The sequence below is a fragment of the Pseudomonas sp. N2-3-1-14 genome (assembly GCF_041228395.1).
Taxonomy (GTDB): Bacteria; Pseudomonadota; Gammaproteobacteria; order Pseudomonadales; family Pseudomonadaceae; genus Aquipseudomonas.
Window position 1 is genome coordinate 906,728 of the sequence record NZ_CP166199.1, and the last position, 26,243, is coordinate 932,970.

General features: G+C 59.1%; 27 protein-coding genes, 2 tRNA genes and 3 pseudogenes. 11 read left to right on the forward strand and 21 right to left on the reverse strand.

Annotation, left to right across the window (positions count from 1 at the left end; translation table 11 throughout):
• Window positions 1-130: 130 nt before the first annotated feature.
• From AB5I78_RS04115 to AB5I78_RS04130, 4 genes and pseudogenes are all read right to left on the reverse strand, one after another.
• A pseudogene (locus AB5I78_RS04115) lies at window positions 131-322 on the reverse strand (tail assembly protein); the annotation flags it as partial.
• Window positions 323-428: 106 nt separating this feature from the next.
• Window positions 429-601, reverse strand: a pseudogene (locus tag AB5I78_RS04120) (integrase); the annotation flags it as partial.
• A 155-nt stretch (window positions 602-756) separates the two neighbouring features.
• Window positions 757-833, reverse strand: a tRNA-Met gene (locus AB5I78_RS04125).
• Window positions 834-1,275: 442 nt separating this feature from the next.
• A complete protein-coding gene (locus AB5I78_RS04130) occupies window positions 1,276-1,827 on the reverse strand; it encodes an RNA polymerase sigma factor (protein ID WP_106578536.1) in 552 nt (183 codons plus the stop codon).
• A gap of 262 nt (window positions 1,828-2,089) precedes the next feature.
• Between AB5I78_RS04130 and AB5I78_RS04135 the strand changes: the two are divergent.
• The 11 genes and pseudogenes from AB5I78_RS04135 (at window position 2,090) to sctU (ending at window position 12,194) form a co-directional block, all read left to right on the forward strand.
• Window positions 2,090-3,146, forward strand: a pseudogene (locus tag AB5I78_RS04135) (TyeA family type III secretion system gatekeeper subunit).
• Complete coding sequence (gene sctV, locus AB5I78_RS04140) at window positions 3,143-5,236, forward strand: type III secretion system export apparatus subunit SctV (RefSeq protein ID WP_145165533.1); 2,094 nt, start codon at window positions 3,143-3,145, stop codon at window positions 5,234-5,236. The pseudogene AB5I78_RS04135 and the gene sctV overlap by 4 nt, the downstream one beginning before the upstream one ends.
• Window positions 5,237-5,273: 37 nt before the next feature.
• Window positions 5,274-6,161, forward strand: a complete 888-nt coding sequence (locus tag AB5I78_RS04145; protein ID WP_369302537.1) for an FHA domain-containing protein — start codon at window positions 5,274-5,276, stop codon at window positions 6,159-6,161.
• Window positions 6,158-7,516: a FliI/YscN family ATPase gene (locus tag AB5I78_RS04150; RefSeq protein WP_315975618.1), complete on the forward strand. Its 1,359-nt coding sequence runs from the start codon at window positions 6,158-6,160 to the stop codon at window positions 7,514-7,516. The genes AB5I78_RS04145 and AB5I78_RS04150 overlap by 4 nt, the downstream gene beginning before the upstream one ends.
• The gene (locus tag AB5I78_RS04155; RefSeq protein WP_369302538.1) at window positions 7,503-7,940 is read left to right on the forward strand and encodes a YscO family type III secretion system apparatus protein; all 438 of its coding nucleotides are present in this window, start codon (window positions 7,503-7,505) and stop codon (window positions 7,938-7,940) included. The genes AB5I78_RS04150 and AB5I78_RS04155 overlap by 14 nt, the downstream gene beginning before the upstream one ends.
• Entirely contained in the window at window positions 7,912-8,370 is a 459-nt protein-coding gene (locus AB5I78_RS04160; RefSeq protein ID WP_369302539.1) for a type III secretion system HrpP C-terminal domain-containing protein, read from the forward strand. The genes AB5I78_RS04155 and AB5I78_RS04160 overlap by 29 nt, the downstream gene beginning before the upstream one ends.
• Window positions 8,367-9,380, forward strand: a complete 1,014-nt coding sequence (locus AB5I78_RS04165; RefSeq protein ID WP_369302540.1) for a FliM/FliN family flagellar motor switch protein — start codon at window positions 8,367-8,369, stop codon at window positions 9,378-9,380. Before AB5I78_RS04160 ends, AB5I78_RS04165 begins: the two co-directional genes overlap by 4 nt.
• The gene (gene sctR, locus AB5I78_RS04170; protein ID WP_145165544.1) at window positions 9,377-10,030 is read left to right on the forward strand and encodes a type III secretion system export apparatus subunit SctR; all 654 of its coding nucleotides are present in this window, start codon (window positions 9,377-9,379) and stop codon (window positions 10,028-10,030) included. The genes AB5I78_RS04165 and sctR overlap by 4 nt, the downstream gene beginning before the upstream one ends.
• Window positions 10,031-10,037: 7 nt before the next feature.
• Window positions 10,038-10,301 (forward strand): type III secretion system export apparatus subunit SctS, encoded by a 264-nt coding sequence (gene sctS, locus AB5I78_RS04175; RefSeq protein WP_058411467.1) that lies wholly within the window; start codon window positions 10,038-10,040, stop codon window positions 10,299-10,301.
• 10 nt (window positions 10,302-10,311) lie between these two features.
• Window positions 10,312-11,100 (forward strand): type III secretion system export apparatus subunit SctT, encoded by a 789-nt coding sequence (gene sctT, locus AB5I78_RS04180; RefSeq protein ID WP_145165604.1) that lies wholly within the window; start codon window positions 10,312-10,314, stop codon window positions 11,098-11,100.
• A complete protein-coding gene (sctU, locus tag AB5I78_RS04185; protein ID WP_369302541.1) occupies window positions 11,097-12,194 on the forward strand; it encodes a type III secretion system export apparatus subunit SctU in 1,098 nt (365 codons plus the stop codon). The genes sctT and sctU overlap by 4 nt, the downstream gene beginning before the upstream one ends.
• Before the next feature lie 94 nt (window positions 12,195-12,288).
• Here the strand turns inward: sctU and hrpT are convergent, their stop codons facing one another.
• The 17 genes from hrpT to AB5I78_RS04270 all read right to left on the reverse strand — a co-directional run bounded on the left by hrpT (window position 12,289) and on the right by AB5I78_RS04270 (window position 26,163).
• Window positions 12,289-12,492 (reverse strand): HrpT family type III secretion system protein, encoded by a 204-nt coding sequence (gene hrpT, locus AB5I78_RS04190; RefSeq protein ID WP_119736448.1) that lies wholly within the window; start codon window positions 12,490-12,492, stop codon window positions 12,289-12,291.
• Window positions 12,489-14,621 carry a type III secretion system outer membrane ring subunit SctC gene (gene sctC / locus AB5I78_RS04195; protein WP_369302542.1) on the reverse strand — a complete coding sequence of 711 codons (2,133 nt, stop codon included), beginning with the start codon at window positions 14,619-14,621 and terminating at the stop codon, window positions 12,489-12,491. The genes hrpT and sctC overlap by 4 nt, the downstream gene beginning before the upstream one ends.
• A gap of 260 nt (window positions 14,622-14,881) precedes the next feature.
• Window positions 14,882-15,115, reverse strand: coding sequence for a hypothetical protein (locus AB5I78_RS04200; RefSeq protein WP_369302543.1), 234 nt, complete (start codon window positions 15,113-15,115; stop codon window positions 14,882-14,884).
• Window positions 15,116-15,205: 90 nt separating this feature from the next.
• Window positions 15,206-15,811: a type III secretion system stator protein SctL gene (gene sctL / locus AB5I78_RS04205; RefSeq protein WP_145165554.1), complete on the reverse strand. Its 606-nt coding sequence runs from the start codon at window positions 15,809-15,811 to the stop codon at window positions 15,206-15,208.
• Window positions 15,789-16,370 (reverse strand): type III secretion protein, encoded by a 582-nt coding sequence (locus AB5I78_RS04210; RefSeq protein ID WP_369302544.1) that lies wholly within the window; start codon window positions 16,368-16,370, stop codon window positions 15,789-15,791. Before AB5I78_RS04210 ends, sctL begins: the two co-directional genes overlap by 23 nt.
• A complete protein-coding gene (gene sctJ, locus AB5I78_RS04215; protein WP_369302545.1) occupies window positions 16,363-17,148 on the reverse strand; it encodes a type III secretion system inner membrane ring lipoprotein SctJ in 786 nt (261 codons plus the stop codon). The genes AB5I78_RS04210 and sctJ overlap by 8 nt, the downstream gene beginning before the upstream one ends.
• A 4-nt stretch (window positions 17,149-17,152) precedes the next feature.
• Entirely contained in the window at window positions 17,153-17,518 is a 366-nt protein-coding gene (locus AB5I78_RS04220; RefSeq protein WP_369302546.1) for a hypothetical protein, read from the reverse strand.
• A gap of 86 nt (window positions 17,519-17,604) precedes the next feature.
• Window positions 17,605-17,772 carry a hypothetical protein gene (locus AB5I78_RS04225; RefSeq protein ID WP_157986803.1) on the reverse strand — a complete coding sequence of 56 codons (168 nt, stop codon included), beginning with the start codon at window positions 17,770-17,772 and terminating at the stop codon, window positions 17,605-17,607.
• A 256-nt stretch (window positions 17,773-18,028) separates the two neighbouring features.
• On the reverse strand, window positions 18,029-18,943 hold the full coding sequence (locus AB5I78_RS04230; RefSeq protein WP_262210145.1) for a sigma 54-interacting transcriptional regulator: 915 nt from the start codon (window positions 18,941-18,943) through the stop codon (window positions 18,029-18,031).
• Window positions 18,944-19,247: 304 nt separating this feature from the next.
• Window positions 19,248-20,348: a redox-regulated ATPase YchF gene (gene ychF, locus AB5I78_RS04235; protein ID WP_101266309.1), complete on the reverse strand. Its 1,101-nt coding sequence runs from the start codon at window positions 20,346-20,348 to the stop codon at window positions 19,248-19,250.
• Window positions 20,349-20,369: 21 nt separating this feature from the next.
• Entirely contained in the window at window positions 20,370-20,954 is a 585-nt protein-coding gene (gene pth, locus AB5I78_RS04240; RefSeq protein ID WP_010213318.1) for an aminoacyl-tRNA hydrolase, read from the reverse strand.
• Window positions 20,955-21,122: 168 nt separating this feature from the next.
• Entirely contained in the window at window positions 21,123-21,725 is a 603-nt protein-coding gene (locus AB5I78_RS04245) for a 50S ribosomal protein L25/general stress protein Ctc (protein ID WP_106578554.1), read from the reverse strand.
• A 138-nt stretch (window positions 21,726-21,863) separates the two neighbouring features.
• The gene (locus AB5I78_RS04250; RefSeq protein WP_003208392.1) at window positions 21,864-22,805 is read right to left on the reverse strand and encodes a ribose-phosphate pyrophosphokinase; all 942 of its coding nucleotides are present in this window, start codon (window positions 22,803-22,805) and stop codon (window positions 21,864-21,866) included.
• A gap of 46 nt (window positions 22,806-22,851) precedes the next feature.
• Window positions 22,852-22,926 (reverse strand) — tRNA-Gln (locus AB5I78_RS04255).
• Window positions 22,927-22,962: 36 nt separating this feature from the next.
• A complete protein-coding gene (gene ispE, locus AB5I78_RS04260) occupies window positions 22,963-23,766 on the reverse strand; it encodes a 4-(cytidine 5'-diphospho)-2-C-methyl-D-erythritol kinase (RefSeq protein ID WP_369302606.1) in 804 nt (267 codons plus the stop codon).
• Window positions 23,767-23,816: 50 nt separating this feature from the next.
• Window positions 23,817-24,434, reverse strand: a complete 618-nt coding sequence (gene lolB, locus AB5I78_RS04265) for a lipoprotein insertase outer membrane protein LolB (protein WP_177016585.1) — start codon at window positions 24,432-24,434, stop codon at window positions 23,817-23,819.
• A 4-nt stretch (window positions 24,435-24,438) separates the two neighbouring features.
• The gene (locus AB5I78_RS04270) at window positions 24,439-26,163 is read right to left on the reverse strand and encodes a tetratricopeptide repeat protein (protein ID WP_106578557.1); all 1,725 of its coding nucleotides are present in this window, start codon (window positions 26,161-26,163) and stop codon (window positions 24,439-24,441) included.
• Window positions 26,164-26,243: the final 80 nt, after the last annotated feature.

Consider the following 26,243-nt stretch of genomic DNA (forward strand, 5'->3'; position numbering starts at 1 on the left):
TCGCCGGCAATGCCAAGCGCTATTGTGTGCGTGAACATCCCGCCAGTAGTGCGAAGGTGACGGTGGCGAGCAAAATCTTGGGGATATTTCTACCTCTGGGGTTGATGGGGGCAATTTACACCAGCACCCCCTACATCTGGTCTTTGGCGTAAATGGCAGAACTAATGATTGCTCCGCCTACCTGCCGGTTGCCGTGACAGAGAGGCACCGGGTTGCCAATGGCGGTGGTGTTCTAAAGGCTTACACAGGGAGTGTTCTCGAGCGCGGCGTTAGACTTCAAACCCTGGACTTGCGGGCTCAACGTCTGAATTACGCCGCCCGGGGGCCAAGGCGATACCCGGCGCAAGATTTGCCCCATTTGCGAGAGGCTCATAACCATCAGTACAGCCCCTATGATTGTCTGCAAGATAACCGCTAAGTCCAACTCATGACCACTTGCTGTATGGATTCTTGTATCGAAGCTGCCAGGACTTTTGGCCGTTCGGCTTCACGCGGAAATTAGGCCGCTCCCGTCCAGCTCGCGATACTCGTTGACATCAGGCTCCAGGCCGGCCAATGCCGTATCGGAAAGGGGGCGGCGTTTTATCTCGGCGCGCTTCATTTGGGCTTGTATCCCGGTTCAACTAGTTATCGAGGATATTCGGAGGGAAGGTATAACGGGATACGAGGAGAGATAGCCAGAAACAAGAAAGCCCGCACTAGGCGGGCTTCTTGAGGTGATTCATAGACTGCTGTAGACATCTATGGATCGGTACTTGGTGGCTACACAGGGACTTGAACCCCGGACCCCAGCATTATGAATGCTATGCTCTAACCAACTGAGCTATGTAGCCAAGTGGCGCGCATTATTCGCGTAGAACGGGAATGCGTCAAGCACTTTTATCGAAATTTTTTCTACGCTTTCAATTGTTTAACCGGAATCGTCAGTTCTGACGACGAGTGGCTTGTCATTCGTCCGCCTGTCGGGCCGTGTGTGGGAGCAGGCTTTCAATTAAGCGATCAATCACGGTCGTGGTGATTTTCTGCAGATGCCATCCGGCGTTGATCGTGACGCTGCAAGAGGGCGCCGCAGTCGAGAACGGTAGCGCAAGCGCTGAGCATCAGGTGGGAAAGGCAGGGCTGGGCGTCTTCGCCGCTGAGGTGGTTATTGGCGCTGAGGCAGTCGGTAGGGTATGGGGTGTTCGGGCGGTTGGTGAACGCGTCGCGGTGAATGAAAGGAGCAAAATTCGGTTGGGCAGATATCCCTGCCGCCCAACGATTACCCGCTAGAGGACCTTACGGTTGCGACGGGTTATGCGTGACGCGCTTGAGGTGTTCGCGCGCGCGTGACAAGCGCGAGCGAACGGTGCCGATGGGTATGTCCAACACGTCGGCGGTGTCCTGGTAGCTGCCGTCGGTCTCCAGTGAGGCGTACAACGTCTTGCGCATTTCTGTGGGCAGGTGGTCGATGGCGGTCAGGGTTTTCTCCAGTCGGCGGTTGATCTCGAACTGCCAATCCAGGTTCTTGGTTTCCTCCTGCCCATGCCACAGCGATTCATCGAATTCGCAGTGCACAGGCTTGGCGTACAGGCGGCGGAAGTGGTTGCGTACCAGGTTCTGAGCAATCCCGCACATCCAGGTACTGAGGCTCGCCTGACCACTGAAGCGCTCCCTGTTGCGCCAGGCTTCCAGGTAAGTCAGTTGCAGTATGTCGTCCGCATCTTCGGGGTTGAGTACGCGTTTATGAATAAAACGCCGGAGTTTTTTCTGTTGGTCGTCCGTCAGTTGGAGCATGAATTGAGGCGAGCTGCCAACCAGGTGCGCTAAAGCTTCAATTGGGATATTCACGTTTTTTTCCTCAGGGTAGACGCTATCGAAATAAGTTCGATGGAAACCCCTTTAGCACTGGGTGTGCCAAATGGAAAAGTCGCGTAACTAGCTGATTATTAAAGGTAAATATCTTGAAATGGAGAGGTATTGCGCAGTAGTTTGCAAAAAGCGCCGAGGCTTTGTGCCGGTCTTGTCAAACGTCTCGATAGTCGCGTTCTGATGGAACCGTATCGGCAGGCATTGCCACATAGGGACACACTCTTCCCGTCTTGGCATGCTTATGAAAGTCGAATCCCCTAAAGATGCGCCCTCTGCCCAGCGCCTGGATCAATCTGCCGTTGCGCCTGTTTCCACGCCCGCACCCGCGAAGGTTGATGAGCTTGCTTCGCTCTTCGACCAGGAAGTGATTGCCCAACAACCGCGCTCAGCGCTCGGTGTCGATTCGCGTGCCCCCCACCGAACAGCTTGCGCAACTTTATGAGCAGTTGGGCCATCCTGCTCAGGAGTCCCTGGCGACTATTTCGCGGCGGTTCAGGCAGCAATTGCAGCAGCATCCCAGTGTCGACAAGCTGGTAGAGCTTGCCGAGGGCGACCCCGCACGTGCCTACGTGGTGCTCAAACATCTGGAAGCCCAGGCGGACAATGATGTGCGCCCCACCGAAGCCGCCTTGGCGCGGGATGCTATTGGCATGCTGGCGGTGGGCTTTAAAGGGGAGATCCAGGCGGGCCTCAAATTCGCCACGGCGTTGATGGAGGCCGGTGGTGATCCGCAGGAGCGCCAGGCGTTGCGCGCGCTTTATTACGCCAGCGTGGCCACGCGCCAATCCCTGGCGACGATGATGCAGGCGCTGTTGGGCGTATACGGCGGCGATACGTTTTCCGTCAGGCTCATCAGCATGCGCAAAGCCTTGGCTGACGACATCGCGGTCCTGGTTTCGTCAATGACCACGCCGCGATTGCGCACGTTGTTGCTGGCCCTGCAAAGCTGTGGGCAACTGAGCACCGTGTTGGCCGGTTGCCACGCGTTGATCCAGCGCCTGGGCATCGGCTACGACGCCGTCAGTCTTTTGCAGCGCCTGCTGGGGTATGCCGGCAGCGGCATCGACGCGGGCGAAATCCTGCGACTTGGGCATGATCTGGGCAGTGGCCCGAGCCCCCGGCAAGTGATTGTTCTCAACGCGCTTTACCCTCTGGTCCGGCAGTTGCCTTTGGCCTTGTGGCCCGACAGTCGAACCCGCCAGGGCGCGCTGGACAGCTTTTTGGCCGTGATGGGGGAACTGGAGCGGATCGAGCGCGGCCCGATCAAGTTTGCCGGCGACCTGGGGGCGTCGGCGTGACTGCACTGTCAGCCATCAACGCTGTACTGCTCAAAATGGCACAACGTGCCGAAGTCCTGGGCGCAGTGGTGATCCTGGGCATCGTGTTTATTTTTATCGTGCCGTTGCCCACCTGGCTGGTGGACATTCTGATCGCACTCAACATTTGCATATCGTGTCTGTTGATCGTGCTCGCGCTGTATTTGCCAGGCCCCTTGGCGTTCTCGTCGTTTCCATCGATTTTGCTGCTGACCACCATGTTCCGTCTGGCGCTGTCGATCGCCACGACGCGCTTGATTCTGCTGGAACAGGACGCCGGCGACATCGTCGAGGCCTTCGGCAATTTCGTCGTGGGCGGCAATCTGGCGGTGGGGATGGTGATCTTTCTGATCCTGACCCTGGTCAACTTCCTGGTCATCACCAAGGGTTCGGAGCGGGTCGCCGAGGTGGCGGCGCGGTTCAGCCTGGATGCGATGCCGGGTAAACAGATGTCCATCGACAGTGACCTGCGTGCCGGGCTGATCGACGGCACGCAAGCGCGGGACAAACGTGAGCAACTGTCCCGCGAGAGCCAGTTGTTCGGTGCCATGGACGGTGCGATGAAATTCGTCAAGGGCGATGCCGTCGCCGGTTTGATCATCGTTGTGGTCAACCTGTTGGGTGGTTTCACCACGGGCATGTTTCAACACGACTTGAGCGCCGCCGAGTCGATACGGCTGTATTCGGTGCTGACCATCGGCGACGGCCTGATTGCACAGATTCCGGCGCTGCTGATTTCCCTGACCGCCGGCATGATCATCACCCGCGTGGCTCCGGATGGGCGCAAGGGGATCAGTAACATGGGCGCCGAAATTGCCCGGCAAATGACCAGCGAACCCAAGAGCTGGATGATTGCGTCGGTGGGGATGCTCGCGTTTGCAGCGGTGCCTGGCATGCCCACTCTGGTGTTTATCCTGATTTCGATGGTCACCGGCGGCCTGGGTTATTACTTGATGCGCCAGCGTCAACGACAAGAACAGCCGGCCGCCGAAGCCGCGGACGCCGTGCGCCCGGAGCAAAACGGTGATGAAGACTTGCGCGGATTTGATCCGTCGCGACCTTACTTGCTGCAGTTTTCCCCGGTTCTGCGCGGAACCCCCGAGGTCACCGAGCTTATCCACGGGATACGCCAGGCCCGAAACACACTGGTGGCCAATATCGGTTTGACCTTGCCGCCGTTTGAAGTCGAACTGGATGACGCCCTGGCCGCCGATGAAATGCGCTTTTGTGTGCATGAAGTGCCGATGGTCAAGGCCTCGGTCGTTAACCATTTGGCCGTGGACCGCAAGGCGCTGGCGGTTGAACCCGAGCACGCAATACCCGGCAAGGCCGACCGCGATGAACAGGATTGGGTGTGGTTGGCGCCTGATGATCCGCTGCTCGATGACCCGCAGCTGGAACGCTTTACCGCGACGAGCCTGATCATTGAGCGCATGAGGCAGGCGATGATGCTCAGCGGGCCGCAGTTCCTGGGGATCCAGGAGAGTAAATCGATCCTCAGTTGGCTTGAGCACAACCAGCCGGAACTGGTGCAGGAACTGCAACGCATCATGCCGCTCTCGCGGTTTTCGGCGGTCCTGCAACGCCTGGCCAGCGAAGGCGTTCCACTGCGTGCCGTGCGGCTGATTGTCGAGTCGCTGATCGAGTACGGCCAGCATGAGCGCGAGCCCGAAGCGCTGGCTGACTACGCGCGCATTGCCCTCAAGGCGCAGATTTTCCACCAGTACAGCGAGGAAGACGGCCTGCACGCCTGGCTGTTGTCGCCCCATACCGAAAACATCCTGCGCGAGGCGTTGCGTCAGACGCAGACCGGGGTTTTCTTTGCGCTTGATAACGAAAGCAGCGCCGCGTTGATCAACCTCCTCAACCAGGCCTTCACCTTACGCGCCAAAAGCAAAAGTGTGATGTTGGTGGCACAAGACCTGCGCAGTCCCTTGCGCACCCTGCTTCTGGAAGAGTTCAACCATGTGCCGGTGTTGTCCTTTGCCGAGTTGGGAAGCACCTCCAAGGTGAAAGTGCTGGGGCGTTTTGACCTGACCCAGGATGAGCTGGCGCGCGGTGCGCTGGCATGAATCGCCAGTCAGCTTCAACGCGCCGGAGCGCTCCATAATGTTTGAGTTACGGGTGCTCAATGGGCTGCGCCAGGGCGCTGCGTTGCCGCTTTTTGGCGAGCAGTGGAGCATCGGCGCTCACCCTGACGCTGACCTGATGCTGAACGATCCTGGCATCGCCCAGCAGCACGCGCGGTTGCGGCTGATCAACGCAAACTGGTCAGTGCAGGCCGAAGCCGGGCTGCTGCACGGTGATGAAGGGCAGGTGCTGGCCCAGATTGCGAGCCTGGCGCTGAACGTACCGTTTTCGGTTGGGGCTGTGCGGCTGTGTGTCACCTGGGCCGATCAGCCATGGCCCGAGGCGCCCGCCCCAGCGGCCCCGGCCCCTGAAGCGCCGCGGGCGCTGCAACTTTCGTCCATCTCGCACGCGCAGCGAAAGCGTCTGATCAGCGTGGCGCTGGTGGTTGCGATCATCGTCGTGGTGGTGGGCATCGCGTCCACGGGTGAGCGTGAGGCCCAGGCCTCATTGATGCCTGCTGTGGTGGTCAAACACGAGCTGGCCACGCCGTTTGAAGTGCGCCAGCAGTTGCTGAAGATGCTCAATGAACGCGAATTGAGCCAACGGGTCAGCCTGCAAGTGATCAATGGCCAGGTCGCGCTCAACGGCGACGTGTCGCAGGACGATGTGGAGCTGGTGTCGCGCATGCTCAGCCGTTTTGTCGAGCTGTTCGACAGCGCGGTGCCGGTGATCAGCCGTGTGCGTGTCAGCGACGGCGCGCTGCCATTCAAGATCGTGCAGATCGTCGGCGGCCCCAATGGCCATGTCGTCCTGGAAGAGGGTAGCCGGGTGTTTGTCGGCGATGAAGTGGACGGCCTGCGCCTGGTGCTGATCGACAACAGCAAAGTGGTGTTCGATGGCGCGCGGCGTTATGAGGTGCGCTGGTGAACGAAGAACTGAACGCACGTCTGGATGCCTGGCAGCAGCGTCAGGCCCAGGCGCTGGCCAACCTGATGCCGGTGACCCTGCGCGGTCGGGTTCAGCGCGTCAACGGCATGTTGTTGCAATGCCGGTTGCCGAGCGCGCGTATTGGCGACTTGTGCCAGGTCGAGAAATCTGCCGACGACTACATGCTGGCGGAAATCATCGGCTTCGATCAGCAGGATGCCGTGCTCAGTGCCTTGGGCAACCTTGAAGGGGTGCGCGTGGGCGCCAGTGTGCAGCGTCTGGGTGTCTCGCACCGAGTGCGCGTCAGTGATGCGTTGCTCGGCCAGGTGCTGGATGGGTTCGGCCGGCCGATTACGGGCGTTGGCCCCAATGCCTTCGCCGAGACCGACAGCCCGGATGCGAGCATGGTGCTGTGTGAGGCGCCGTTGCCGACCGAACGGCCGAGGATCCACCGGGCCCTGGCGACCGGGGTGCGCTCGATCGATGGTCTGTTGACGCTTGGCGAAGGCCAGCGCGTGGGCCTGTTTGCCGGTGCCGGCTGTGGCAAGACCACGTTGCTGGCTGAGATTGCCCGTAACGTCGAGTGCGATGTGATTGTGTTCGGCCTGATCGGTGAGCGCGGCCGGGAACTGCGCGAATTTCTCGACCATGAACTGGATGATCAGTTGCGCGCCAAGGCCGTGCTGGTGTGCGCGACATCCGACCGCTCAAGCATGGAGCGCGCCCGCGCAGCGTTCACCGCAACGGCGCTGGCTGAGGGCTATCGACGCCAAGGCAAGCGGGTGTTGCTGCTGATCGACTCCTTGACGCGTTTCGCCCGCGCGCAGCGAGAAATCGGCCTGGCCGCCGGCGAGCCCTTGGGGCGCGGGGGCTTGCCGCCTTCGGTGTACAGCTTGCTGCCGCGTTTGGTGGAACGCGCCGGGTTGACCCGCGACGGCGTCATCACCGCAATCTACACCGTGCTGATCGAACAGGACTCCATGAGTGACCCCGTGGCCGACGAGGTTCGCTCGCTGCTGGACGGCCATATTGTGCTGTCGCGCAAGCTGGCCGAGCGCGGTCACTACCCGGCGGTCGATGTGCTGGCCAGCCTGTCGCGAATTCTGAGCAATGTCGCCACGCCTGAGCACATCCAGGCGGGGACCGGGCTGCGCCGTTTGTTGTCGGCGTATCAGCAGATCGAACTGATGCTCAAGCTGGGTGAATACCAGGCCGGCAATGATGCCCTGACCGACCTGGCGGTGGACAGCCGTGCCGCGGTGGATGGCTTTTTGCGCCAGGACTTGCGTGAGCCTTCACCGATGGCGGCGACCCTGGATCAGCTGACGGAGCTGACCGCCTATGTTCCTTTCTGAATTGGAAACCCTGAGGCGTCTGCGCAAACACCGCGCGGACCGGGCCGAGCGCGCATTGGGTGAGGCTAAAAGGCATCAGCGTGCACTGCAGTTGCACGTTGAGCAGGCGCAGCAGCGCCTTGAGGACACTCGCCTGCAGGAGGCCGAGGAAGCGGCGCAGCTATTGAGTAAGCATCAAGGGCACGTGCTCTCGTTTCAGGAGCTCAAGTCGTGGAATACCCAGGAGCGCTCATTGTCCGCCAGTACGCAGCGTGAAGAGGCGCAGTTACAGGCGTTACAGGGGCAGCAGGCGCAGCAAGTGATGCATATCGACAGCATGCAAAAGCAGGCCAGCCAGTATTTGCGCGAGGTCGAAAAACTCTCGGAATTATCCCAGTTACTGGTGCAGGAGCGTCATGAAACGATTACCTGTGAGCAGGTCTGAGCGGCCGCGCATTCGCGAGCCCAGGGAAGACCGTGAGAGAGGCGTTGAGGCCGTGGTGCCGTGGGTTCATGTGCAGGTATTCGCGCAACTGTTTGCCAAGGACGATGGCCAGGGCGGTTACGTTTCCAGCCTGCCTGCGCAAAGTGTGGCGACGGATAAATTGATGATAGAGGCATTGGCGGGGCAGTTGGCGCTTCGCGTTCAAGGCGCCACGCAATGGCCGTTGCTGGCGGTGCTTTACCTGCCACGGCTGGGGCGAATCAACGCCAGTGTGCAGCGGCAGTCGGGCGCGTGGAACATCGAGTTGGACGCCGAAGAACCGCGCACGGCGCATTGGCTCGCCACGGTGCAAAAACGCTATCAGAACAGGCTGACCGAGGCGTTGGACCAGCCTGTCGATATCCACATCAACAGCACGGGGTCCGCATGATCATGTTGGCGGTGACACCGCCCCTGGTTGAGGCGGCAAGGGTTGCGGCGTTGCAGCGGCTGGGGCGCGGATTACGCATGCCGTTTCAGGTTGGTGATCAGCAGGGCGCGTTTGTGCTCGAGCCCGGCCGCGCGCCTGAAGGGCGAAGCCCGGTGTGTTTCGAGAGTGCCGTCGGTGTGCTGGGGTTCTCGGAACCCGAGGCGATGTTCAGCCTGATGGGCGAATGCCCGGTCACCCTGGCAGAAGCCGGCAATGACTCGACGTCGTGGTTCTGGGAATTGTTCCAGCATCACCTCAGCCCCCAAGTGGTGGCGTTGTTCGGTTATCTGCGCTTGCTGCCGTCACCCAAAACGCCGGGCTTTGGTTGCCGCTTCACCGTGCTGTTGGGGGCCTCCAAGGTCGATGGTTACCTGTGGCTGGCCCCGCAGAGCTTGCTGGAGATGTGTGCGGCGGGCGCTTGGCGGTCGACGGCCAGCTCATTACCCGCATCGTTTCCCTTGGCAATCGCCGTGACCGTGGGCCGTTTTAGCTTGCCTGTCGGGCAGTTGCGCAGCGTGCGTGCGGGTGACGTGCTGATGGTTGAACACGCCTTTTTTGATGTGCAGGGCCGTGGCCACTTGTCGATCGGGCGTCGCCGTCTGCAAGGGCGTATTGACGATGAATCCGGGCCGTTGTGCCTGAACCTTATTGCGATTGAGGAAGCGTCCATGGACGAGAACTTTGTAATAGAAGAATACCCGGGGCCTGAACAGGATCAGCCGGTGGAGGATATCTTTGGCCGTGAGCCCTTTGATGAATTGAGTATGGCGCTGACGGTGCGCTGTGGTGTCCTGAGCCTGACCCTGGGCGAACTGCGCAATCTTGCTCCCGGAGCGGTGCTGGGCATTACCGGGTACGCCCCGGGCATGGCCGGCCTGTATTACGGCGAGCGGCCCATTGGCCAGGGGCAACTGGTGGAAGTGGATGGGCGACTCGGCTTGCAAGTGTCTCGCGTGGTGTTTTCGCGATGATATTCCAGGGCGTCGACCCGGTTGTCCTGGCGCTGTTTTTCGGGGCGTTGTCGTTGCTGCCGATGCTGCTGATCATCTGCACCGCGTTCTTGAAGATCGTCATTGTGCTGATGATTACCCGCAACGCTATCGGCGTGCAGCAGGTGCCCCCGAGCATGGCGATCAATGGCATCGCGTTGGCCGCTACGCTGTTTATCATGGCCCCCGTGGGTTACCAGGTCGCCGAAAATCTCAAGGGCGCGCCCCTGGACATGAGCACGGTGCAGACCCTTCAACAGACGGGGCTTGTGGCCATACAGCCGCTGCGCGCGTTTATGAAACGCAACACCGATCCGGATGTGTTGACCCACATGCACGAAAACACCGCGCGCATGTGGCCGCCTGAAATGGCGCAAAGCACCCAGCGCGATGACCTGATCCTGTTGGTCCCCTCCTTTGTGCTGTCGCAGTTGCAGGCCGGGTTCGAGATCGGCTTCCTCATCTACATTCCGTTCATCGTCATCGATCTGATTGTGTCCAACCTGCTGTTGGCGCTGGGGATGCAGATGGTCTCGCCCATGACCATTTCCCTGCCGCTCAAACTGCTGTTGTTCGTCATGGTCTCCGGATGGTCGCGATTGCTCGACAGTCTTTTCCTTTCCTACCTTTGAGTGCCCCATGGAACCGATCGTACTGTTCAAGCAGGGCATGCTGCTGGTGGTGGTGTTGTCGGCACCGCCGTTGATTGTGGCGGTGATCGTCGGCGTGCTGACGTCGTTGGTGCAAGCGCTGATGCAGATACAGGATCAGACCCTGCCCTTTGGCATCAAGCTGGTTGCGGTGGGCATCACGCTGATATTGACGGGGCGCTGGATTGGCGTGGAGCTGATTCAACTGATCAACCTGATGTTCGACATGATCGCTCGCTCGGCACTGAACTGAGGGCATGCACGTGCTGCTTTATCTTGAATATCTACCCAGCCTGCTGGTGGCCATGGCGCGTATTTATCCGTGCGCGATCCTGGTGCCGGCGTTCTGTTTCCAGCATCTGCGCGGCATGCCCCGGCATGTGATCGTGATGGTCATGGCGTTCATTCCGGCTCCCGGCATCCATGCGGTACTGGCGGGCCAGGACTATTCGGCGCTGATGATCATCGGGCTGATGCTCAAGGAGGTCACCCTGGGCATTTTGCTCGGGGTTTTGCTGGCCATGCCTTTCTGGATGTTCGAGTCGGTTGGCGCGCTGCTGGATAACCAGCGTGGCGCCCTGGCAGGTGGCCAGCTCAACCCGTCATTGGGGCCGGATGCAACGCCCGTGGGGCATCTGTTCAAACAGCTGGTGATTTACTTGCTGATCGCCGTCCTGGGCTTGAGCGTGCTTACCCAAGTGATCTGGGACAGTTATCTGCTATGGCCGGCCACCGCTTGGGTGCCGCTGCCGGCAGTCAATGGTTTCAGTATTTTCCTGGGCCTGGTCGGCGATACCTTTACCCACATGATGCTCTACGCTGCGCCGTTCATTGCGGTGTTGATGTTTCTGGAGTTCGGCATCGCGCTGTTGGGGGTCTACAGCCAGCAGTTGCAGGTGAGCACGCTGGCGCCGCCGGTCAAATGCCTGGCGGGTATCGGGATTCTGTTGCTGTACTTTGCGTTGCTGCAGGACCTGATCGTCGGACGATTGAATGTGCTCGGCGATCTTAAACACTCGCTCGGGCTGATGTTTCAGGTCTCGACGCCATGAGTGACTCCGGTGAAAAGAAGCACCCGGCCTCAGCCAAGAAACTGCGCGATCAGCGCAAGAAGGGCCAGGTTTCCCAAAGCCAGGATGTCAGCAAGCTGCTGGCGCTGACGGCCATCAGCGAGGTGGCGTTATTCACCGCAGAAACCAGTTTGCAGCGCTTTCAGCAACTGATGGTGTTGCCAATGTCGAGTATGGCTCAGCCGTTCACGCGGGCGCTGGAGACGGTGCTGTTTGAAGGCGCGATGATGTTTTTCGCGTTCGCCCTGTTGATGGCCGGATTGGCCATTGCCGCGAAGCTGATCAGCAGTTGGATGCAGTTCGGGTTTCTGTTTGCTCCCGAGACCTTGAAGCTCGATTTCAATCGGCTCAACCCCCTCAAGCAGCTCAAACAGATGTTTTCGGCGCAATCGGTCATGAATCTGTTGATGAGCATCACCAAGGCAGTGCTACTGGGCGTGATTTTGTACGTGGTGATCAAGCCGTCTTTGGGCACGCTGATTAACCTGGCCAGCAGTGACCTGCAAACGTACATCCTGGCGCTGATCATGCTGTTCCGTCACTTGTTGCATGCCTGCCTGGGGCTGTTGCTGGTGCTGGCGCTGATCGACCTGGCGTTGCAAAAACACTTCTTCGCCAAGCGCATGCGCATGACCCAGGTCGAGGTCGTCAAAGAGTACAAAGACATGGAGGGTGACCCGCATGTGAAGGGGCAGCGCCGTTCGCTGGCCCAGCAGCTGGCCCAGGAGGAACCGAAGGTCAAGCTGCCCAAGCTGGAAGAGGCCGATATGCTGGTGGTCAACCCGACGCATTTTGCCGTGGCGCTGTATTACCGCCCGGGTGAGACGCCGCTGCCCATGCTGGTGTGCAAAGGCACGGATGACGCGGCGCGCGACTTGATCCAACAGGCCAAGGCCGCTGAGGTGCCGGTGATTCAGTGCGTGTGGCTGGCGCGCACGCTCTACACGAACAAACTGGGCGCGAGCATCCCCCGCGACACCCTGCAGGCCGTGGCGCTGATCTATCGCACGTTGCGTGAGCTGGATGATGAGGCCAAGCGCGAAACCCTGGAGTTGCCGGCGCTGGAGGTGCGCTGATCAGCGCACCGAACCTCCGCGAAGCCAGGGCCAGGTGAGCCGCCGCGCTGCTCACCTGACGGCCCGACAACAGCCGGCGTTGATCGCGGAACACTCAGCGTTCCAGCGAAATTGTCTGGTAATCCGCGCGCTCTCCGGAAGGGCCGGGCTCGACGCGCATCTGCGGTGGCCACCAGATTACCAAGGTGTCTTTGGTCGATTGCGGGCGTGAGCAGGAGTCGCCTTTGCACGTGGGAGCGCAGCCGGCGATGAGCAGCACGGTGCCGATCAGGGTGATGCACAACAGGTGGCGTTTCATGGGGCAACCTTCTTCTGAGTGGGCGTGATCAAGGAAGGGCGGGGCACGCCGATGTGTTCATCCTTCACCACCGGGCGCATGGCGATAAAGACCTCGGCTTCTTCACCCGGTTTGAGCCAGGCACGTGGCCATACCGTGACGGCCAGGGTCTGCGAATTGCTGCACTCCTTTTCGTCGATGCGCACATTGCGCTTGATCTGATTGCGCACCACCACCACCGCCACATTGAACTGCGGGCCGGCATACCACTGGCTGCGCTCGGTGTTCATGGCCAGTAGATCGCGGGTGTTGCACAGGGTGTCCAGGCCCAATGGCATCGGTGCTGCCTTGAAGGCCAGGGGCACTTGCCCGGTCACCAGATTGGCCAGAGTGCTGGTGATGTCACTGCGCTTGATGACCGGCGGGTGTTCGGCGTAACGCCTGGCCAGAGGCTTGAGCGCGGCCTGCAACTCCACTTGATCTTCCTGCGGCAAATACCGTGAAGGGTCCGCCTGATCGCCGATGACGCGTGGCGTCAGGATGAACAAGCGTTCGCGGCGATTATTCTGGCGTTCGCTGGAGGAAAACAGCGCCTTGCCCAGCAGCGGTATGTCGCCCAGCAGGGGAACCTTGTTGCGCTTGTCGGTGCTTTCGGTGACATGAAAACCACCGACCACCAGCGAGCGTTTTTCCGCCATCACCGCCTGGGTGCTGACATTGCCCCGGCGCACGTCGGGACCGATGCGATCCGGGTTGGATTCATCGAAGTTGCCGTCCTCGATATCCACCATGAGGTGCACCTGATGAGTGCCACGGGTGGTAATCACCCTGGGGATCACTTGCAGGCTGGTACCTACGGTAATCGGCAGGATCGTCGCGACCTCCGTGCCTGCGGTCAGGTATTGGGTGCGGTTGAAGTCAATCACCGAGGGCTGGTTTTCCAGGGTAAGCACCGAGGGGTTGGACACCATGGTTGCCAGGCCGCGCTGCTCCAGGGCGCGTATCTTGGCAAAGAAGCGATCACGGTTCTCGATCGACAGCTGCGATGAACTCCCAGGCGCCATTCTCATGTCGCTGCTGAAATGGCTGTTGCCCCAGTTGACCCCGAATTCGCGCAGTTGGGAGCGCTCTATGTCGAGGATGATTGCGTCGATCTCCACCATTTTGCGCGCCACATCGAGCTGGGTAATCAGCTCTCGGTACATGGCCTGCCGTTCCGGGAGGTCGTAGATCAGCACGGCGTTGTTGCGCACGTCGGCCTCTACGCGGATTTTGCCTGCCGACACCGGCGCGCGCGGGGTGAGCGTGGCGCCAGAGGCCAACTGGCCTGGGTCCGCTGTCTGGCCGAACATTTGCCCGAGCATGGGATTGCTCAACCGGGGAACGTTCGGCGTGATGGGCGAGGGCTGCGAGGAGGGGCGCGGGGAAAGCGTCGACAGGGATGACGTCGCCCGAGGCTCCAATAAGCCCCGCAGCATGCTGGCAACGCCAGGGATGACTATTTTTTCGCCGCGGTAGTCGATCTGGCGATCTCCCGCGTTGGCGAATTTCAGCGGGTAGCTGAGCACGCTTTGTTTTTCGTCGGGTGACTTACGCTGGCTGCTGAATTGCTTGATCTGTTCGATGTAGCGCTTGGGGCCAGAGACCAGCACCACGCCGTCATCGGGCAGCTCACCCCAGCCGAAACGACTGTCGAGCAAGCCGATATCGGTCAAGGCCCGTTTGAGGTCGGCGACGGTCTCGGAAGAAACCTCCAGGCGCGCGGACTCTTGCAGGTCCAGGGTGCTGATATAGAGGGTGTTGTTGTACAAGTACCATTGAAAACGGTGTTCAACGCCCAGCCTATCGAGTAACGACTGCGGGGTATTGGCGCGTATCTTGCCATTTACGATGCCCTCCAGCAGACCGTCGACTTGCAGTTGCGTGCCAAACGTTTGAGCAAAGTCCTCCAGCACATCCCGCAGGGGCTTATGCTCGGCTTCATAGGCGTAGGCGGTGTTTTTCCATTCGGAGGGAATGGCGGCGAGGGGGCTGTGCAACGGCGCCAACAACAAGGGCAGCGCAAGCAAACAACGCCAGTGGGCGCGTTTTGCCAGAGCCGCGGGCGAGTTTAAACGCAAGCCGGTGTGCTTGTTGATCTTGCTATACATGACAGGTTCTCTGTTTCAGTGCGAAAGCGTCGTAATGAAGTGGGCCGGATTTGCGCCCAGCCGTTGTCAGGCGCGCCGTTGCGCCGCGCCAGGTGTCACGTTGGTTGAGAGGGACTTCAAGGGTTTGCAATCAAGTGGCAGGCATTGCACCCACCAGAGATGGCGCGTGGCGCGAACCTGGGCAAGTGCTGACTTGCGGTTCGAGCCGCCTATTCTGTTCACGACCGCCCAAGCCAACAGTCAGCGTTTGCTGCCAGCCACTAAACGACATTGATGGCCGATTTAACCGTCTCATGTTTGTAGCTGAGGTAGGTCGAACTCACGGCAAAGTTGTTAACCAGGGCGGACTTTTCCTCAATGAGTTGTTCGAAGATCCGCGCGCTGTCTTCGCTTGCTTCGCTGTACGGAATGTCGGCGCTGATCTGGTCGAGGTTCTTTTCGGCTTGGGATTGCTGCCTGTAGAGACTGCTGAGTACGCGTGAGTCAGTATTCATGGCGTTATCTCCAGTGGGTGTGTATCCCTGTGTGGCGGCAGATTGCTCACCAGTTCCAACAACAGGCCTTGTGGTTAAAAAGAACAGCGTTTACCCAGCAAAGGTGTCACTTGATTTGGCCAAGGGTGGAATCGCCACCAGGTTGTCCAGGGCATGCGCCCAGTTGATATGAAACCCGCCATCTTCTGTCTCAAGCAGCAGCGACTGGGCGGCGATCCCGTCTTCGACCCGAAGCGTCCAGGGCACGCTGCTGTGAAGGTTTAGCCATAGCTCGACGTGTTCACGGTCCTGCGGGTTGCACACCAGGTGCGCCTCAACGGTGGGCAGTTGCGCCTCCAGCAGTTTGTTGAGCAGTGTCGTGAGGCGTTGAACGGGCACAGTCTCCTCCAGCAGGGTTTGAATGGCCGCGTTGATGACTGAGCTTGCGACCTGCTCCAGACTCGCCAGCATTGCCTGGCGCTCTGACTCCCAGCGGTGGAGCTGGGCATTGGCGCGTTGCCAGAACTCATCGCTGGCACGTTCGAGTATCTTTTCGCATTGGGCCTGGGCCTGGCTGATGCGCGTCTGCGCTTGAGTTTCTGCGTGTTCCAACAGCTGACGGGCCTGGGTGTAGTCAGACAGCATTTCCCTGGGGATCAGGGCCGTGGGCAGTGCGTGGGCGGGGGTGTTCAGCTCAATCGTGTGGGCGCAAAACATAGTCGGGTTTCTCGCGAGGGGCGGGCGGCGCGTCATCGACAGCGGTGGAGGTTGCGCGCCAGATCGTGGCTTTCCACAGGGTATCCAGCCGGCCGTGCGTGTCCGCCAGGCGAGGATGCTGCTCCAACGCCAGCACCCTTGGGCGGGCAAAATTCAGGCGTAGCCGCTGCCAGACATTGGGAGCGACCCACGCGCGCAGGTAGTGCAATGGGTCGTCGACGTTCACCGGTGCTGAGCCCGTGGGCAGTGCCTTGGCCAGGCGCTGGCACCACAGCAGCTGCTCTTGATTCAACCGGTTGTCGTGGGGCGCGTTGTACACCTCATTCACCAGTGTCAGTGCGAGGTCGCGTTGTTGTGCGCTGCTCAACACCCATTGCAGGAGGGCTGGAGACGCGGGAGGCGCGAGCTCGGGCGCGATGTCGAACAGGCTGCTCACGCGGCGATGATAGGCGCGTGAAAGCGCTGCGGTTTCCACAAAACCCGTTTGCGTGAGCCAGTCGATGTGGGCGTTTTTCCATGGGAAAGCCCACCATTTTACCCAGCTGAGGTCGTCACTCATGGGCGTGTGCCGGCGTGCTTTCGGGTGTGAGTGTGGAGACTTTCCTGCGGCGCCAGAACAGCCAGGCGATGCCTCCTGACAGAGCGATGATCAGCGGCGCAATCAGGCTGGCGCGCCAGAAACCAAGGTCTTGCTCGGGCACCAGAAAAGGGCCGAGGTAGGTCAGCTGTTGCTGCTCGGTGTAGGCGGTGGCCGGTACAAAAATGACGGTCAGTTTTGTCGTGTTGTCTATGGCCGAGGCCATGCCCGGGATGCTGCTGGCCACCAGTCTGCGCACGCGCGGATTGATATTGTCCGGGTCCAGCCGCGGGTCGTGCTTGATGAAGACCGAGGCGGAGGCTGGCTGTACCGGCTCGCCTGGCGCGACGCGCTCAGGCAGTACCACATGCACACGCGCGACGATCACCCCGTCTATGTTGGACAAGGTCGATTCCAGCTCCTGGGACAACGCGTAGATGTAGCGTGCGCGCTCTTCCAGCGGGGTGGAGATGACGCCTTCCTTGCGAAAGATATCCCCCAGCGTCGACCGGGCCGTTTTGGGCAGCCCCGCCGCGTCCAGGGTACGCACAGCTCGGCTGATGTCACTGGCCTTGACCCGAACAGCGACACCGTCTTTGCCTGGCACCTTCTGGGCCCGGATTTGCTTGTCTGCCAGCTCCGCGATGACTTCGTTGGCTTCCTGCTCAGAAATATTGCGATGCAGCTCTACGCTGTCACCACAACCGGACAGCATCAACGCTAATGACAACAAGAATGGGGCGGTTAGACGGCGGTACATGCAGCTATCCCATGCTTGAAATTTTGTCGACGCCTTTCGCGACGGCGCCGATGACCTTGACGCGTGACATCACGTCGATATGCGCTTCGGCGAGCGACTGGGGGAACTCGTTCGCGTCCTTGGTCTTTTTGTTCAGGCTCGCGTCACGAAAGCCTTTGGATACGCGTCTGGATAAAGCGTCCGACGCTGTCGCGCTCCACGCCTGAACGGGGGACGCCACCGCAGGCACGATGCCTTTCACGGGCGACTCGGTCTGGCTGAGTTGGGCGTTGAAAAAGTTGATGTCAGACGCCCGGTTGATCGCGCCAGGCGCCTCGGCTTGAGAGAGGATGCTGCTGTTTTCCGGTTGCCCTGGGGTGGTGATGTACATGTGAACCTCCATCGAACGTATCGAGTGTTACGTGCCTCGTGACGATGAAAAACCTCCTCGACCGGGGCAGAGGAGGTCGGTCTGACTTACGCGAATCGCAAAGACTTAATGCGGCCCGCTTTCGCGGTAGTCAGTTCTTGTTCAGCAGTCTTCTTGGCCTCTTCGACGACTTTCCTTTCTTTATCTGCGTTGATTGCGTCCAGTTGCGCCTGGTTACCCGCGCTGGAACCACCAATACCTGAGATTGAGGACATAGATCACCTTCTTGATTTCAAATGAAGTCTGATAGCGAGTGTTAGCTACCGTCACGTGTTGAGTGGCTGTGAAGTCACCCACTTATAAGTGGTGGAGGGAAATAAATCGTTCCAGTATTTATATGTTTAAAATTATTTCTAGTGCGGTTTTTTGTGAAGTCATTGTTGTAATGCTTAATTGTGCGCATGCGCTAAAGTGCCCAGGCGGGTGCGAATGGCTAAGTTCTGCCACAATGCGCCGAACTACACCATTCGGTTATAGGTCGAGTTGTTTAATTCGGTGGTAGAGCGTGCGTTTGGCGACGCCTAATTCAATTGCGGTGATATCCACGCAATGATCATTGCGGCGCAACGACTCTTCAATCAGTGCTTTTTCGATTTGTTGCAGGCGTTCCTTCAGGCTCAGTTCGCCATCGTGCGGGTTGCTCATGGGCGTGGAGAACGGTGGCAGGCCCAGCACGAACCGCTTGGCGGACGAACGTAATTCGCGAATATTGCCCAGCCAGGCGTGGCACAGCAGTTGTTGCAACAGCGGGCCGGGAACCGTCGGAGCGGGGCATTTGAAGTGCTCGGCTTCTTCCCGGACCATCTTCATGAACAGCGGAATGATGCGTTCCCGCTGGTGCCGCAAGGCCGGAAGTTCGAGGCTGACGACATTCAGGCGAAAGTACAGGTCACGCCTGAAGGTGCCTGATTCGACCATGTGGTGCAGTGACTGCTGGGCCGAGGCAATGACGCGCATGTCCACCGGGATGAAGCGGGTTGAACCCAGCCGCTCCACGCCCCGCGACTCCAGCACCCGCAGCAGTTTGGCCTGCAAGCTCAATGGCATGCTGTCGACCTCATCGAGGTACAAGGTGCCCAGGTGAGCCGCCTCGACAAAGCCGGCCCGCGATTGCATGGCCCCGGTAAAGGCGCCACTGTTGACCCCGAACAATTGGCTCTCCGCGAGGCTTTCCGGAATAGCGGCACAGTTCACGGCAATGAAGTTACCGCGCCGCCCCGACAAGCGATGGACCCGTTGGGCCAAGGTGTCTTTCCCTGTGCCGGTTTCCCCTAATAGCAGAATGTCGATATTGAGTGACGCTGTGCTGTTAAGGGTGTTTTCGATACCTGAGGTGTCACTGATTGAGATGTCTGTTTCAACTTCCCTATGGTAGGCATCCGACATCAAGTAAGTGCTCCATTATCACTGTGCATCATTCAGGCAACGGTCGACAGGCAAAGGCCAGCAGGGCGCAAATTATAGTTTTTTTATTGTTGTTCTGAAGTAGGAACTTACGCGCAAGGCGTAGGAGAAATGAGATAGGTTTGGGGGTTATTTTGCTTGGAGGTGCAGTCAGTAAAATATTGAGGGTTAATAGGAGGAATCTTAAGTTGCGGAATGTTCGGATGAACGTCGATAAGTAGTCGCCCACAAAAAAGCCGATGCGGTGCATCGGCTTTTTGTTTGCGGCAATGACCGCAAGGTTTACTTATACGTTGAAACGGAAGTGCATGACGTCGCCATCTTTGACGATGTATTCCTTGCCTTCAAGGCGCCACTTACCGGCTTCCTTGGTGCCGGCTTCACCCTTGTACTGGATGAAGTCGTTGTAGGCGATGACTTCGGCGCGGATGAAGCCTTTTTCGAAGTCGGTGTGGATCACGCCGGCAGCCTGTGGCGCGGTGGCGCCGACTTTGACGGTCCAGGCGCGGACTTCTTCGACACCGGCGGTGAAGTACGTCTGCAGGTGCAGCATTTCGTAGCCGGCGCGGATCACACGGTTCAAGCCAGGCTCTTCCAGGCCCAGCGCCTCGAGGAACATGTCTTTTTCTTCGCCGTCATCCAGCTCGGCGATTTCGGCTTCGATCTTGTTGCACACCGGCACCACGATCGCGCCTTCTTCCTCGGCGATGGCCTTGACCACGTCGAGCAACGGGTTGTTCTCAAAGCCGTCTTCAGCGACGTTGGCGATGTACATCACCGGCTTGGTGGTCAGCAGGTGGAAGCCTTTGATCACTGCTTTTTCATCGGCATTCATGCTCTTCATCAGGCTGCGCGCTGGCTTGCCCAGGGTGAAGTGAGCGATCAATTGCTCCAGCAGGCCTTTCTGGACCACGGCATCCTTGTCGCCGCCCTTGGCGTTACGCGCGACTTTCTGCAGTTGTTTCTCGCAGCTGTCGAGGTCGGCGAAGATCAGTTCCAGGTCGATGATCTCGATGTCGCGCTTCGGGTCGACGCTGTTGGAGACGTGAATCACGTTCTCGTCTTCAAAGCAGCGGACCACGTGGGCGATGGCATCGGTTTCACGGATGTTGGCCAAGAACTTGTTGCCCAGGCCTTCACCTTTCGACGCGCCGGCCACCAGGCCTGCGATGTCGACGAATTCCATGGTGGTCGGCAGGATGCGCTTTGGATTGACGATAGCCGCCAGCTCCTGCAAGCGCGGGTCCGGCATGGCCACGATACCGCTATTGGGTTCGATGGTGCAGAAGGGGAAGTTCTCCGCCGCAATACCGGACTTGGTCAAGGCGTTGAACAGGGTGGATTTGCCGACGTTGGGCAGGCCGACGATGCCGCAATTGAATCCCATGGTGTTTCCCCTCGGTAAGAGTCAGGCCTTCTGGCTGTGCAGGTTTTTCATCGCACGGTTCCATTCACCGGCGAAGATATCCGGCAGCACGCCGAGGGCAAAGTCGATGCTGGCATCGAGTTTTTCCTGTTCGGCGCGTGGCGCACGACCCAGGACGAAATTTGAAACCATACTGGCAACGCCTGGGTGGCCAATGCCGAGCCGCAGACGGTAAAAATTATTCTGATTGCCCAGCTGCGCGATGATGTCGCGCAGGCCATTGTGCCCGCCATGCCCGCCGCCCAACTTGAGTTTGGCAACGCCGGGTGGCAGGTCCAGTTCGTCATGGGCCACCAGGATTTCTTCGGGTTTGATCCGGAAGAAGCCCGCAAGCGCCGCGACGGCTTGGCCGCTGCGGTTCATGTAGGTGGTGGGAATCAGCAGACGAACATCCTGACCTTGATGCGAAAAGCGTCCGGTCAGGCCAAAATATTTGCGATCGGCCACAAGGTTTACGCCTTGGGCGTGGGCGATACGCTCAACAAAAAGGGCCCCCGCGTTATGCCGGGTCTGTTCGTATTCGGCGCCTGGATTTCCCAGGCCAACGATCAGTTTAATGGCAGTCACGACAGGGGCCCTTCCTTTGGAGTTGTGGATAACATCGCCGCAACCTGCGTGCGGCGAAAGTGGACGACAAGAGATCATTTACTCAAGAGTAAACGCCGCGTTATCGCCCGCTTTCTCGCTACGTTTCGGTCCGCGATGTTTCCTCAAGCTCCGGCAATACAGAGTGAATTACTCTGCAGCGCCTTCTTCTTCAGCTTCTGGAGCAACGCGTGGAGCGTGAACGTTGGCAACAGCTTTGTCATCACCGTGAGCCAGTGCGACAAACTCAACGCCTTTAGGGGCCTTGAGGTCGGACAGGTGAACGATGGCGCCGATTTCCAGAGCCGACAGGTCGACTTCGATGAACTCAGGCAGGTCTTTCGGCAGGCAGGTCACTTCGATTTCGTTCAGGACGTGCGAGATCTCGCCGCCTTTCTTGACCGGAGCTTCTTCGCCAACGAAGTGCACTGGAACGATAGCGGTCAGTTTCTGACCGGCTACAACGCGTACAAAGTCAGCGTGCAGCACGTGGCCTTTGGCCGGGTGACGTTGCAGAGCTTTGATGATCACGTTTTGCTTGGTGCCGCCAACGTTCAGTTCGATAACGTGGCTGTAAGCAGCATCGTTTTCGAGCAGTTTGGCGATTTCTTTAGCCAGCATGCTGATGGATTCAGGGGCTTTTTCGCCACCGTAAACTACAGCTGGAACCAGGCTTGCGAGACGACGCAGGCGGCGGCTCGCACCTTTCCCCAGGTCGGAACGCAGTTCAGCATTCAAAGTAAAATCGTTCATGTTGTATCTCCAAAATAACCACATTCGCCCCAGCGTTTGCGACCAGCGCTAAAGGCGATATGGGCAAAAAAGCCCCGCCCCAACAGTATGCTGGGGCGGGGCGCTTTTCGTCAGGTTGATGTCGCTAAGGTGTGAACCTTAACGGAACATCGCGCTGATCGATTCTTCGTTGCTGATGCGGCGAACCGCCTCGGCAACTACCGGTGCGATATCCAGTTGACGGATACGCGAACAGGCTTGAGCTGCTGCGGACAACGGGATGGTGTTAGTCACCACCAGTTCGTCCAGCATGGAGTTCTCGATGTTCTCGATCGCTCGGCCCGACAGCACAGGGTGTGTGCAGTAGGCGAAGACTTTTGCGGCACCGTGCTCTTTCAGGGCTTTCGCCGCGTGGCACAGTGTGCCGGCGGTGTCGACCATATCATCAACCAGAATACAGGTACGCCCTTCGACATCACCGATGATATGCATCACTTCAGAGTGATTGGCTTTTTCACGGCGTTTGTCGATGATCCCGAGGTCAACGCCCAGGGATTTGGCAACGGCCCGTGCACGCACGACGCCACCAATGTCCGGGGACACGATCATCAGGTTTTCAAAGCGCTGGTCTTCGATGTCATCCACCAATACTGGGGAGCCGTAGATGTTATCTACCGGGATATCGAAGAACCCCTGAATTTGGTCAGCGTGCAGGTCAACCGTGAGAACACGGTCGATGCCTACCACGGTCAGCATGTCAGCAACGACTTTCGCGCTGATAGCCACACGTGCGGAACGCGGACGGCGATCCTGACGGGCATAACCAAAGTAAGGGATTACAGCTGTGATTCGAGTCGCTGAGGAGCGGCGGAAGGCATCAGCCATCACGACGAGTTCCATCAGGTTATCGTTGGTCGGAGCGCAGGTCGGCTGAATAATGAAGACATCTTTACCGCGGACGTTTTCATTGATCTCGGCTGTAATTTCGCCGTCGGAGAACTTACCGACAGAGATGTCACCGAGAGGGATATGCAGCTGACGTACGACACGTCGAGCCAGATCGGGGTTGGCATTCCCCGTAAAGACCATCATCTTGGACACGCGCAGTACCTAGAGGCTGAGGGTAACCTGGATGAGTATTAGAAAATGGCAGGGGCGGCTGGATTCGAACCAACGCATGGCAGGATCAAAACCTGCTGCCTTACCGCTTGGCGACGCCCCTGTATCTGTTGCAACGAGTACCCAGTACTCGGTTCCTTTAGAGCAGACTTTGCAGCTTGCGATGCAACATCGAAACGTTGCTTCCCTTTGCTACAAACCCTGTAAGGGTCTCTGTAAGAAGGGCCGAGACTTTATCAGCTTCAGCTTTGCTTGGGAAGCCCCCAAACACACAACTTCCAGTTCCGGTTAATTTTGCTTCGGTAAATTTACCTAGCAAATTCAAAGCGTTACGTACCTCTGGATAACGCCTTGCTACAACCGGTAAGCAGTCATTTCGACTGTTTCCCTTGGGAACGGGGCGCACTTTAATGGGAGGAGAGTTACGTGTCAACAGTGGATCTGAAAAAATTTCTGCTGTACTTACAGATACTTGCGGAACAAGCACGACATACCACGGCTCTTCGGGGTATTCCGGGGTGAGTTTCTCCCCCACGCCCTCGGCAAAAGCGGCGTGCCCATGCACGAAAACCGGGACGTCAGCGCCCAGCGTCAGGCCCAGCGTAGCCAGGCGATCATGGTCCCAGCCCAGTTGCCACAAGTGATTGAGGCCGAGCAACGTCGTCGCAGCATTTGAGCTGCCACCACCAATGCCACCGCCCATAGGCAAAATTTTATCGATCCAGATGTCGATGCCCAGGGGGCAACCGGATTGTTCCTGAAGTTTTTTTGCGGCCTTCACAATCAGGTTGCTGTCGTGGGGCACGCCTTCGAATTCGGTGTGCAACTGAATCACGCCATCATCGCGCACGGCGAAGGTCAGTTCGTCGCCGTAGTCCAGAAATTGAAACAGCGTCTGCAGCTCGTGGTAGCCGTCTTCACGGCGACCCAGAATGTGCAGCATCAAATTGAGTTTGGCGGGGGAGGGCAGCGTCAGCGTTGTAACAGTCACGTTTATTGCCCCAGCTTGCGCGGTTGCCAGTCCTTGATCACCAGCGTGACGTCAAGGTCGGTGCCATGCAGCTTGATGCGCTCGGGCAGCCAGTAACCGCTTTGTTGCACGTAGCTGAGGTACTCCACCTGCCAGCCATCCTGTTCCAGCGTGGCCAGCCGACTGTCGCCATTGAGGCTCAGGCGACTTTTGCTGTCCGGCGCGGGCAAACCGCGAACCCACCACACCAGGTGCGAAACGGGCAGCTTCCAGCCCATTTGCTGCTCCAGCAATTCTTCTGGCGACGCCGCTTCATAGCGTCCCTGGTTGGCCACTTCCAGGCTGACTTGCCCCGGGCGTCCCGTCAGACGAGCCGCGCCGCGGCCCAGTGGGCCGGACAGGCGAATGTCGTAATAGTCCTGGCGCTGCAGCCAGAACAACGTGCCGCTGCCGGAATCTTTTGGCGCGCGAACCCCGACCTTGCCTTCGATCTGCCAGCCATCAATGCTGCTGAGCTGATCCTTGTGTTGTTTCCATTGCGCCGGGTTGCCCTGGCCTTCAACGGATTCGCGGGCGCCGAAACCCGCGCAACCGGCGAGCAGGGCGATGAAGCTGAAAACAATGACGTGGCGCAAGAACATAAGCTTAAAGGGTCTCGGATCCGGTCAGGCGCTTGATGGTGCCGCGCAGGATAGGGCTTTCGGGTTGTTCCTTGAGGAATTTTTCCCAGATTTGTCGCGCTTCGCGCTGCTTGCCATTGGCCCACAGCACTTCGCCTAGGTGGGCGGCCACTTCCTGGTCGGGGAAGCGTTCCAGTGCCTGACGCAGCAAGCGTTCGGCTTCGTCCAGGTTGCCCAGGCGGTAATTGACCCAGCCCAGGCTGTCGAGCACGGCCGGGTCTTCCGGGTTGAGCTTGTGGGCTTGCTCGATCAGCACCTTGGCTTCGGCGTAGCGCGTCGTACGGTCGGACAAGGTGTAACCCAGGGCGTTCAGCGCCATGGCGTTGTCCGGGTCACGCTTGATGATCAGGCGCAGGTCTTTTTCCATCTGCGCCAAGTCATTGCGTTTTTCCGCCTGCATGGCGCGGGTGTACAGCAGATTCAAATCGTCGGGGTATTGCAACAAGGCTTGTTGCAGCAATTTCCAGGCGCGTTCGCCCTGCTTGTTGGCCGACAAGGTTTCGGCCTGGATCAGGTACAGCTGGATCGCGTAGTCCGGTTCGGCATCGCGCGCTGCGGCCAGGCGTTTTTCCGCCTCGTCGGTGCGGCCGTTGCTCATCAGGATGTCAGCTTGGCGCAATTGGGCCGGCAGGTAGTCGTTGCCAGGGCCGACCTGAGCGTACTCGAGCAGGGCCGCCTGCGGGTCGTTGCGCTCTTCAGCGATACGGCCGAGGTTCAGGTGCGCCGAGTCCACATGGCTTTCGCGTTGGATCAGCTCTTCCAGATAGCCCTTGGCCTCGTCCCATGCCTTGGCTTCCAGGCATACCAGGGCCAGGGAGTAGCGCAATTCATCGTCGTCCGGGTATTGCTGGACCAGATTGGCGAACTGCACCTTGGCGTCTTCCATACGGTCCTGCTCAACCAGCGTGCGCGCATAGGTCAGGCGCAGGCGCTTGTCGTCCGGATACTTCTTGATGCTCTTTTCCAGCAGAGGAATCGCTTCCTTGCCGCGATTGAGGTTCTGCAGCAGGCGCGCACGCAGCAAAATCGGTGCGATCTCGCCGTCTTCCGGCGGGTTCTGCTCCAGCAGCTTGAGTGCGGCGTCGGCTTCATCATCCTGTTGCAGCAGTAACGCCTTGCCGAAAATCAGCTGGCTGTTCTTTGGGTGTTTTTGCAGCAGGCGGTCGAAACTCTTCATCAGGCCATTACGCGTGTCCTGGTCGGTGTCGGCAGCCGACAGCGCGAGGAAGTCGAAATGCGTGTCGCCCTTGCCCAGCAGGACTTTCTCCATATAGACCATGGAGTCGTCATAGCGCCCCGCGCGCGCCAGTTGAATGGCCGCGGCCCGCTGCGCTTCCAGGTCGTCCGGTGCGTTTCTCGCCCAGATCAGCGAGGTGTCCAGCGCAGCCTGGTCAGCGCCCAGGTATTCGGCGATGCGAAACGCGCGCTCCGAAATCCCCGGATCCTGGGTGTTGATGGCCTGGGTCACGTAGTTATCCAGGGCAATATCGAAACGATTGCGCTGGCCGGCGAGTTCCGCGGTCAGCAGGCTGTAGATCGTTTCTTCATTGAACGAGGAATAAACCTTGGGCTTTTCAGGGGCGGGGGTGCTGTCTTCAACCGGCGGCGTACCGTCCGGCGACACGGGTGCCAAGGCTTGGCAGCCGCTGAGGAAGACAAAAGCAAGGAGCAACGCGGAAGATCTATTCATATAGGAAGAGGACGACTAACCTGCGGTCGGATCATCATGACACAAGCCTTCGGCCAAACATAACCGAGTCTCAGTTGGCG

Bases quoted from the DNA above. Each gene is read 5' to 3' on its own strand.
- AB5I78_RS04145 (WP_369302537.1), top strand. From the start codon at position 5,274: ATGTTTGAGTTACGGGTGCTCAATGGGCTGCGCCAGGGCGCTGCGTTG.
- AB5I78_RS04155 (WP_369302538.1), top strand. From the start codon at position 7,503: ATGTTCCTTTCTGAATTGGAAACCCTGAGGCGTCTGCGCAAACACCGC.
- AB5I78_RS04160 (WP_369302539.1), top strand. From the start codon at position 7,912: ATGAAACGATTACCTGTGAGCAGGTCTGAGCGGCCGCGCATTCGCGAG.
- AB5I78_RS04165 (WP_369302540.1), top strand. From the start codon at position 8,367: ATGATCATGTTGGCGGTGACACCGCCCCTGGTTGAGGCGGCAAGGGTT.
- sctR (WP_145165544.1), top strand. From the start codon at position 9,377: ATGATATTCCAGGGCGTCGACCCGGTTGTCCTGGCGCTGTTTTTCGGG.
- sctS (WP_058411467.1), top strand. From the start codon at position 10,038: ATGGAACCGATCGTACTGTTCAAGCAGGGCATGCTGCTGGTGGTGGTG.
- sctU (WP_369302541.1), top strand. From the start codon at position 11,097: ATGAGTGACTCCGGTGAAAAGAAGCACCCGGCCTCAGCCAAGAAACTG.
- hrpT (WP_119736448.1), bottom strand. From the start codon at position 12,492: ATGAAACGCCACCTGTTGTGCATCACCCTGATCGGCACCGTGCTGCTC.
- sctC (WP_369302542.1), bottom strand. From the start codon at position 14,621: ATGTATAGCAAGATCAACAAGCACACCGGCTTGCGTTTAAACTCGCCC.
- AB5I78_RS04200 (WP_369302543.1), bottom strand. From the start codon at position 15,115: ATGAATACTGACTCACGCGTACTCAGCAGTCTCTACAGGCAGCAATCC.
- sctL (WP_145165554.1), bottom strand. From the start codon at position 15,811: ATGTTTTGCGCCCACACGATTGAGCTGAACACCCCCGCCCACGCACTG.
- AB5I78_RS04210 (WP_369302544.1), bottom strand. From the start codon at position 16,370: ATGAGTGACGACCTCAGCTGGGTAAAATGGTGGGCTTTCCCATGGAAA.
- sctJ (WP_369302545.1), bottom strand. From the start codon at position 17,148: ATGTACCGCCGTCTAACCGCCCCATTCTTGTTGTCATTAGCGTTGATG.
- AB5I78_RS04220 (WP_369302546.1), bottom strand. From the start codon at position 17,518: ATGTACATCACCACCCCAGGGCAACCGGAAAACAGCAGCATCCTCTCT.
- AB5I78_RS04225 (WP_157986803.1), bottom strand. From the start codon at position 17,772: ATGTCCTCAATCTCAGGTATTGGTGGTTCCAGCGCGGGTAACCAGGCG.
- AB5I78_RS04230 (WP_262210145.1), bottom strand. From the start codon at position 18,943: ATGTCGGATGCCTACCATAGGGAAGTTGAAACAGACATCTCAATCAGT.
- ychF (WP_101266309.1), bottom strand. From the start codon at position 20,348: ATGGGATTCAATTGCGGCATCGTCGGCCTGCCCAACGTCGGCAAATCC.
- AB5I78_RS04245 (WP_106578554.1), bottom strand. From the start codon at position 21,725: ATGAACGATTTTACTTTGAATGCTGAACTGCGTTCCGACCTGGGGAAA.
- ispE (WP_369302606.1), bottom strand. From the start codon at position 23,766: ATGCTGCACATTCTGGGTCGCCGTGAAGACGGCTACCACGAGCTGCAG.
- lolB (WP_177016585.1), bottom strand. From the start codon at position 24,434: ATGTTCTTGCGCCACGTCATTGTTTTCAGCTTCATCGCCCTGCTCGCC.
- AB5I78_RS04270 (WP_106578557.1), bottom strand. From the start codon at position 26,163: ATGAATAGATCTTCCGCGTTGCTCCTTGCTTTTGTCTTCCTCAGCGGC.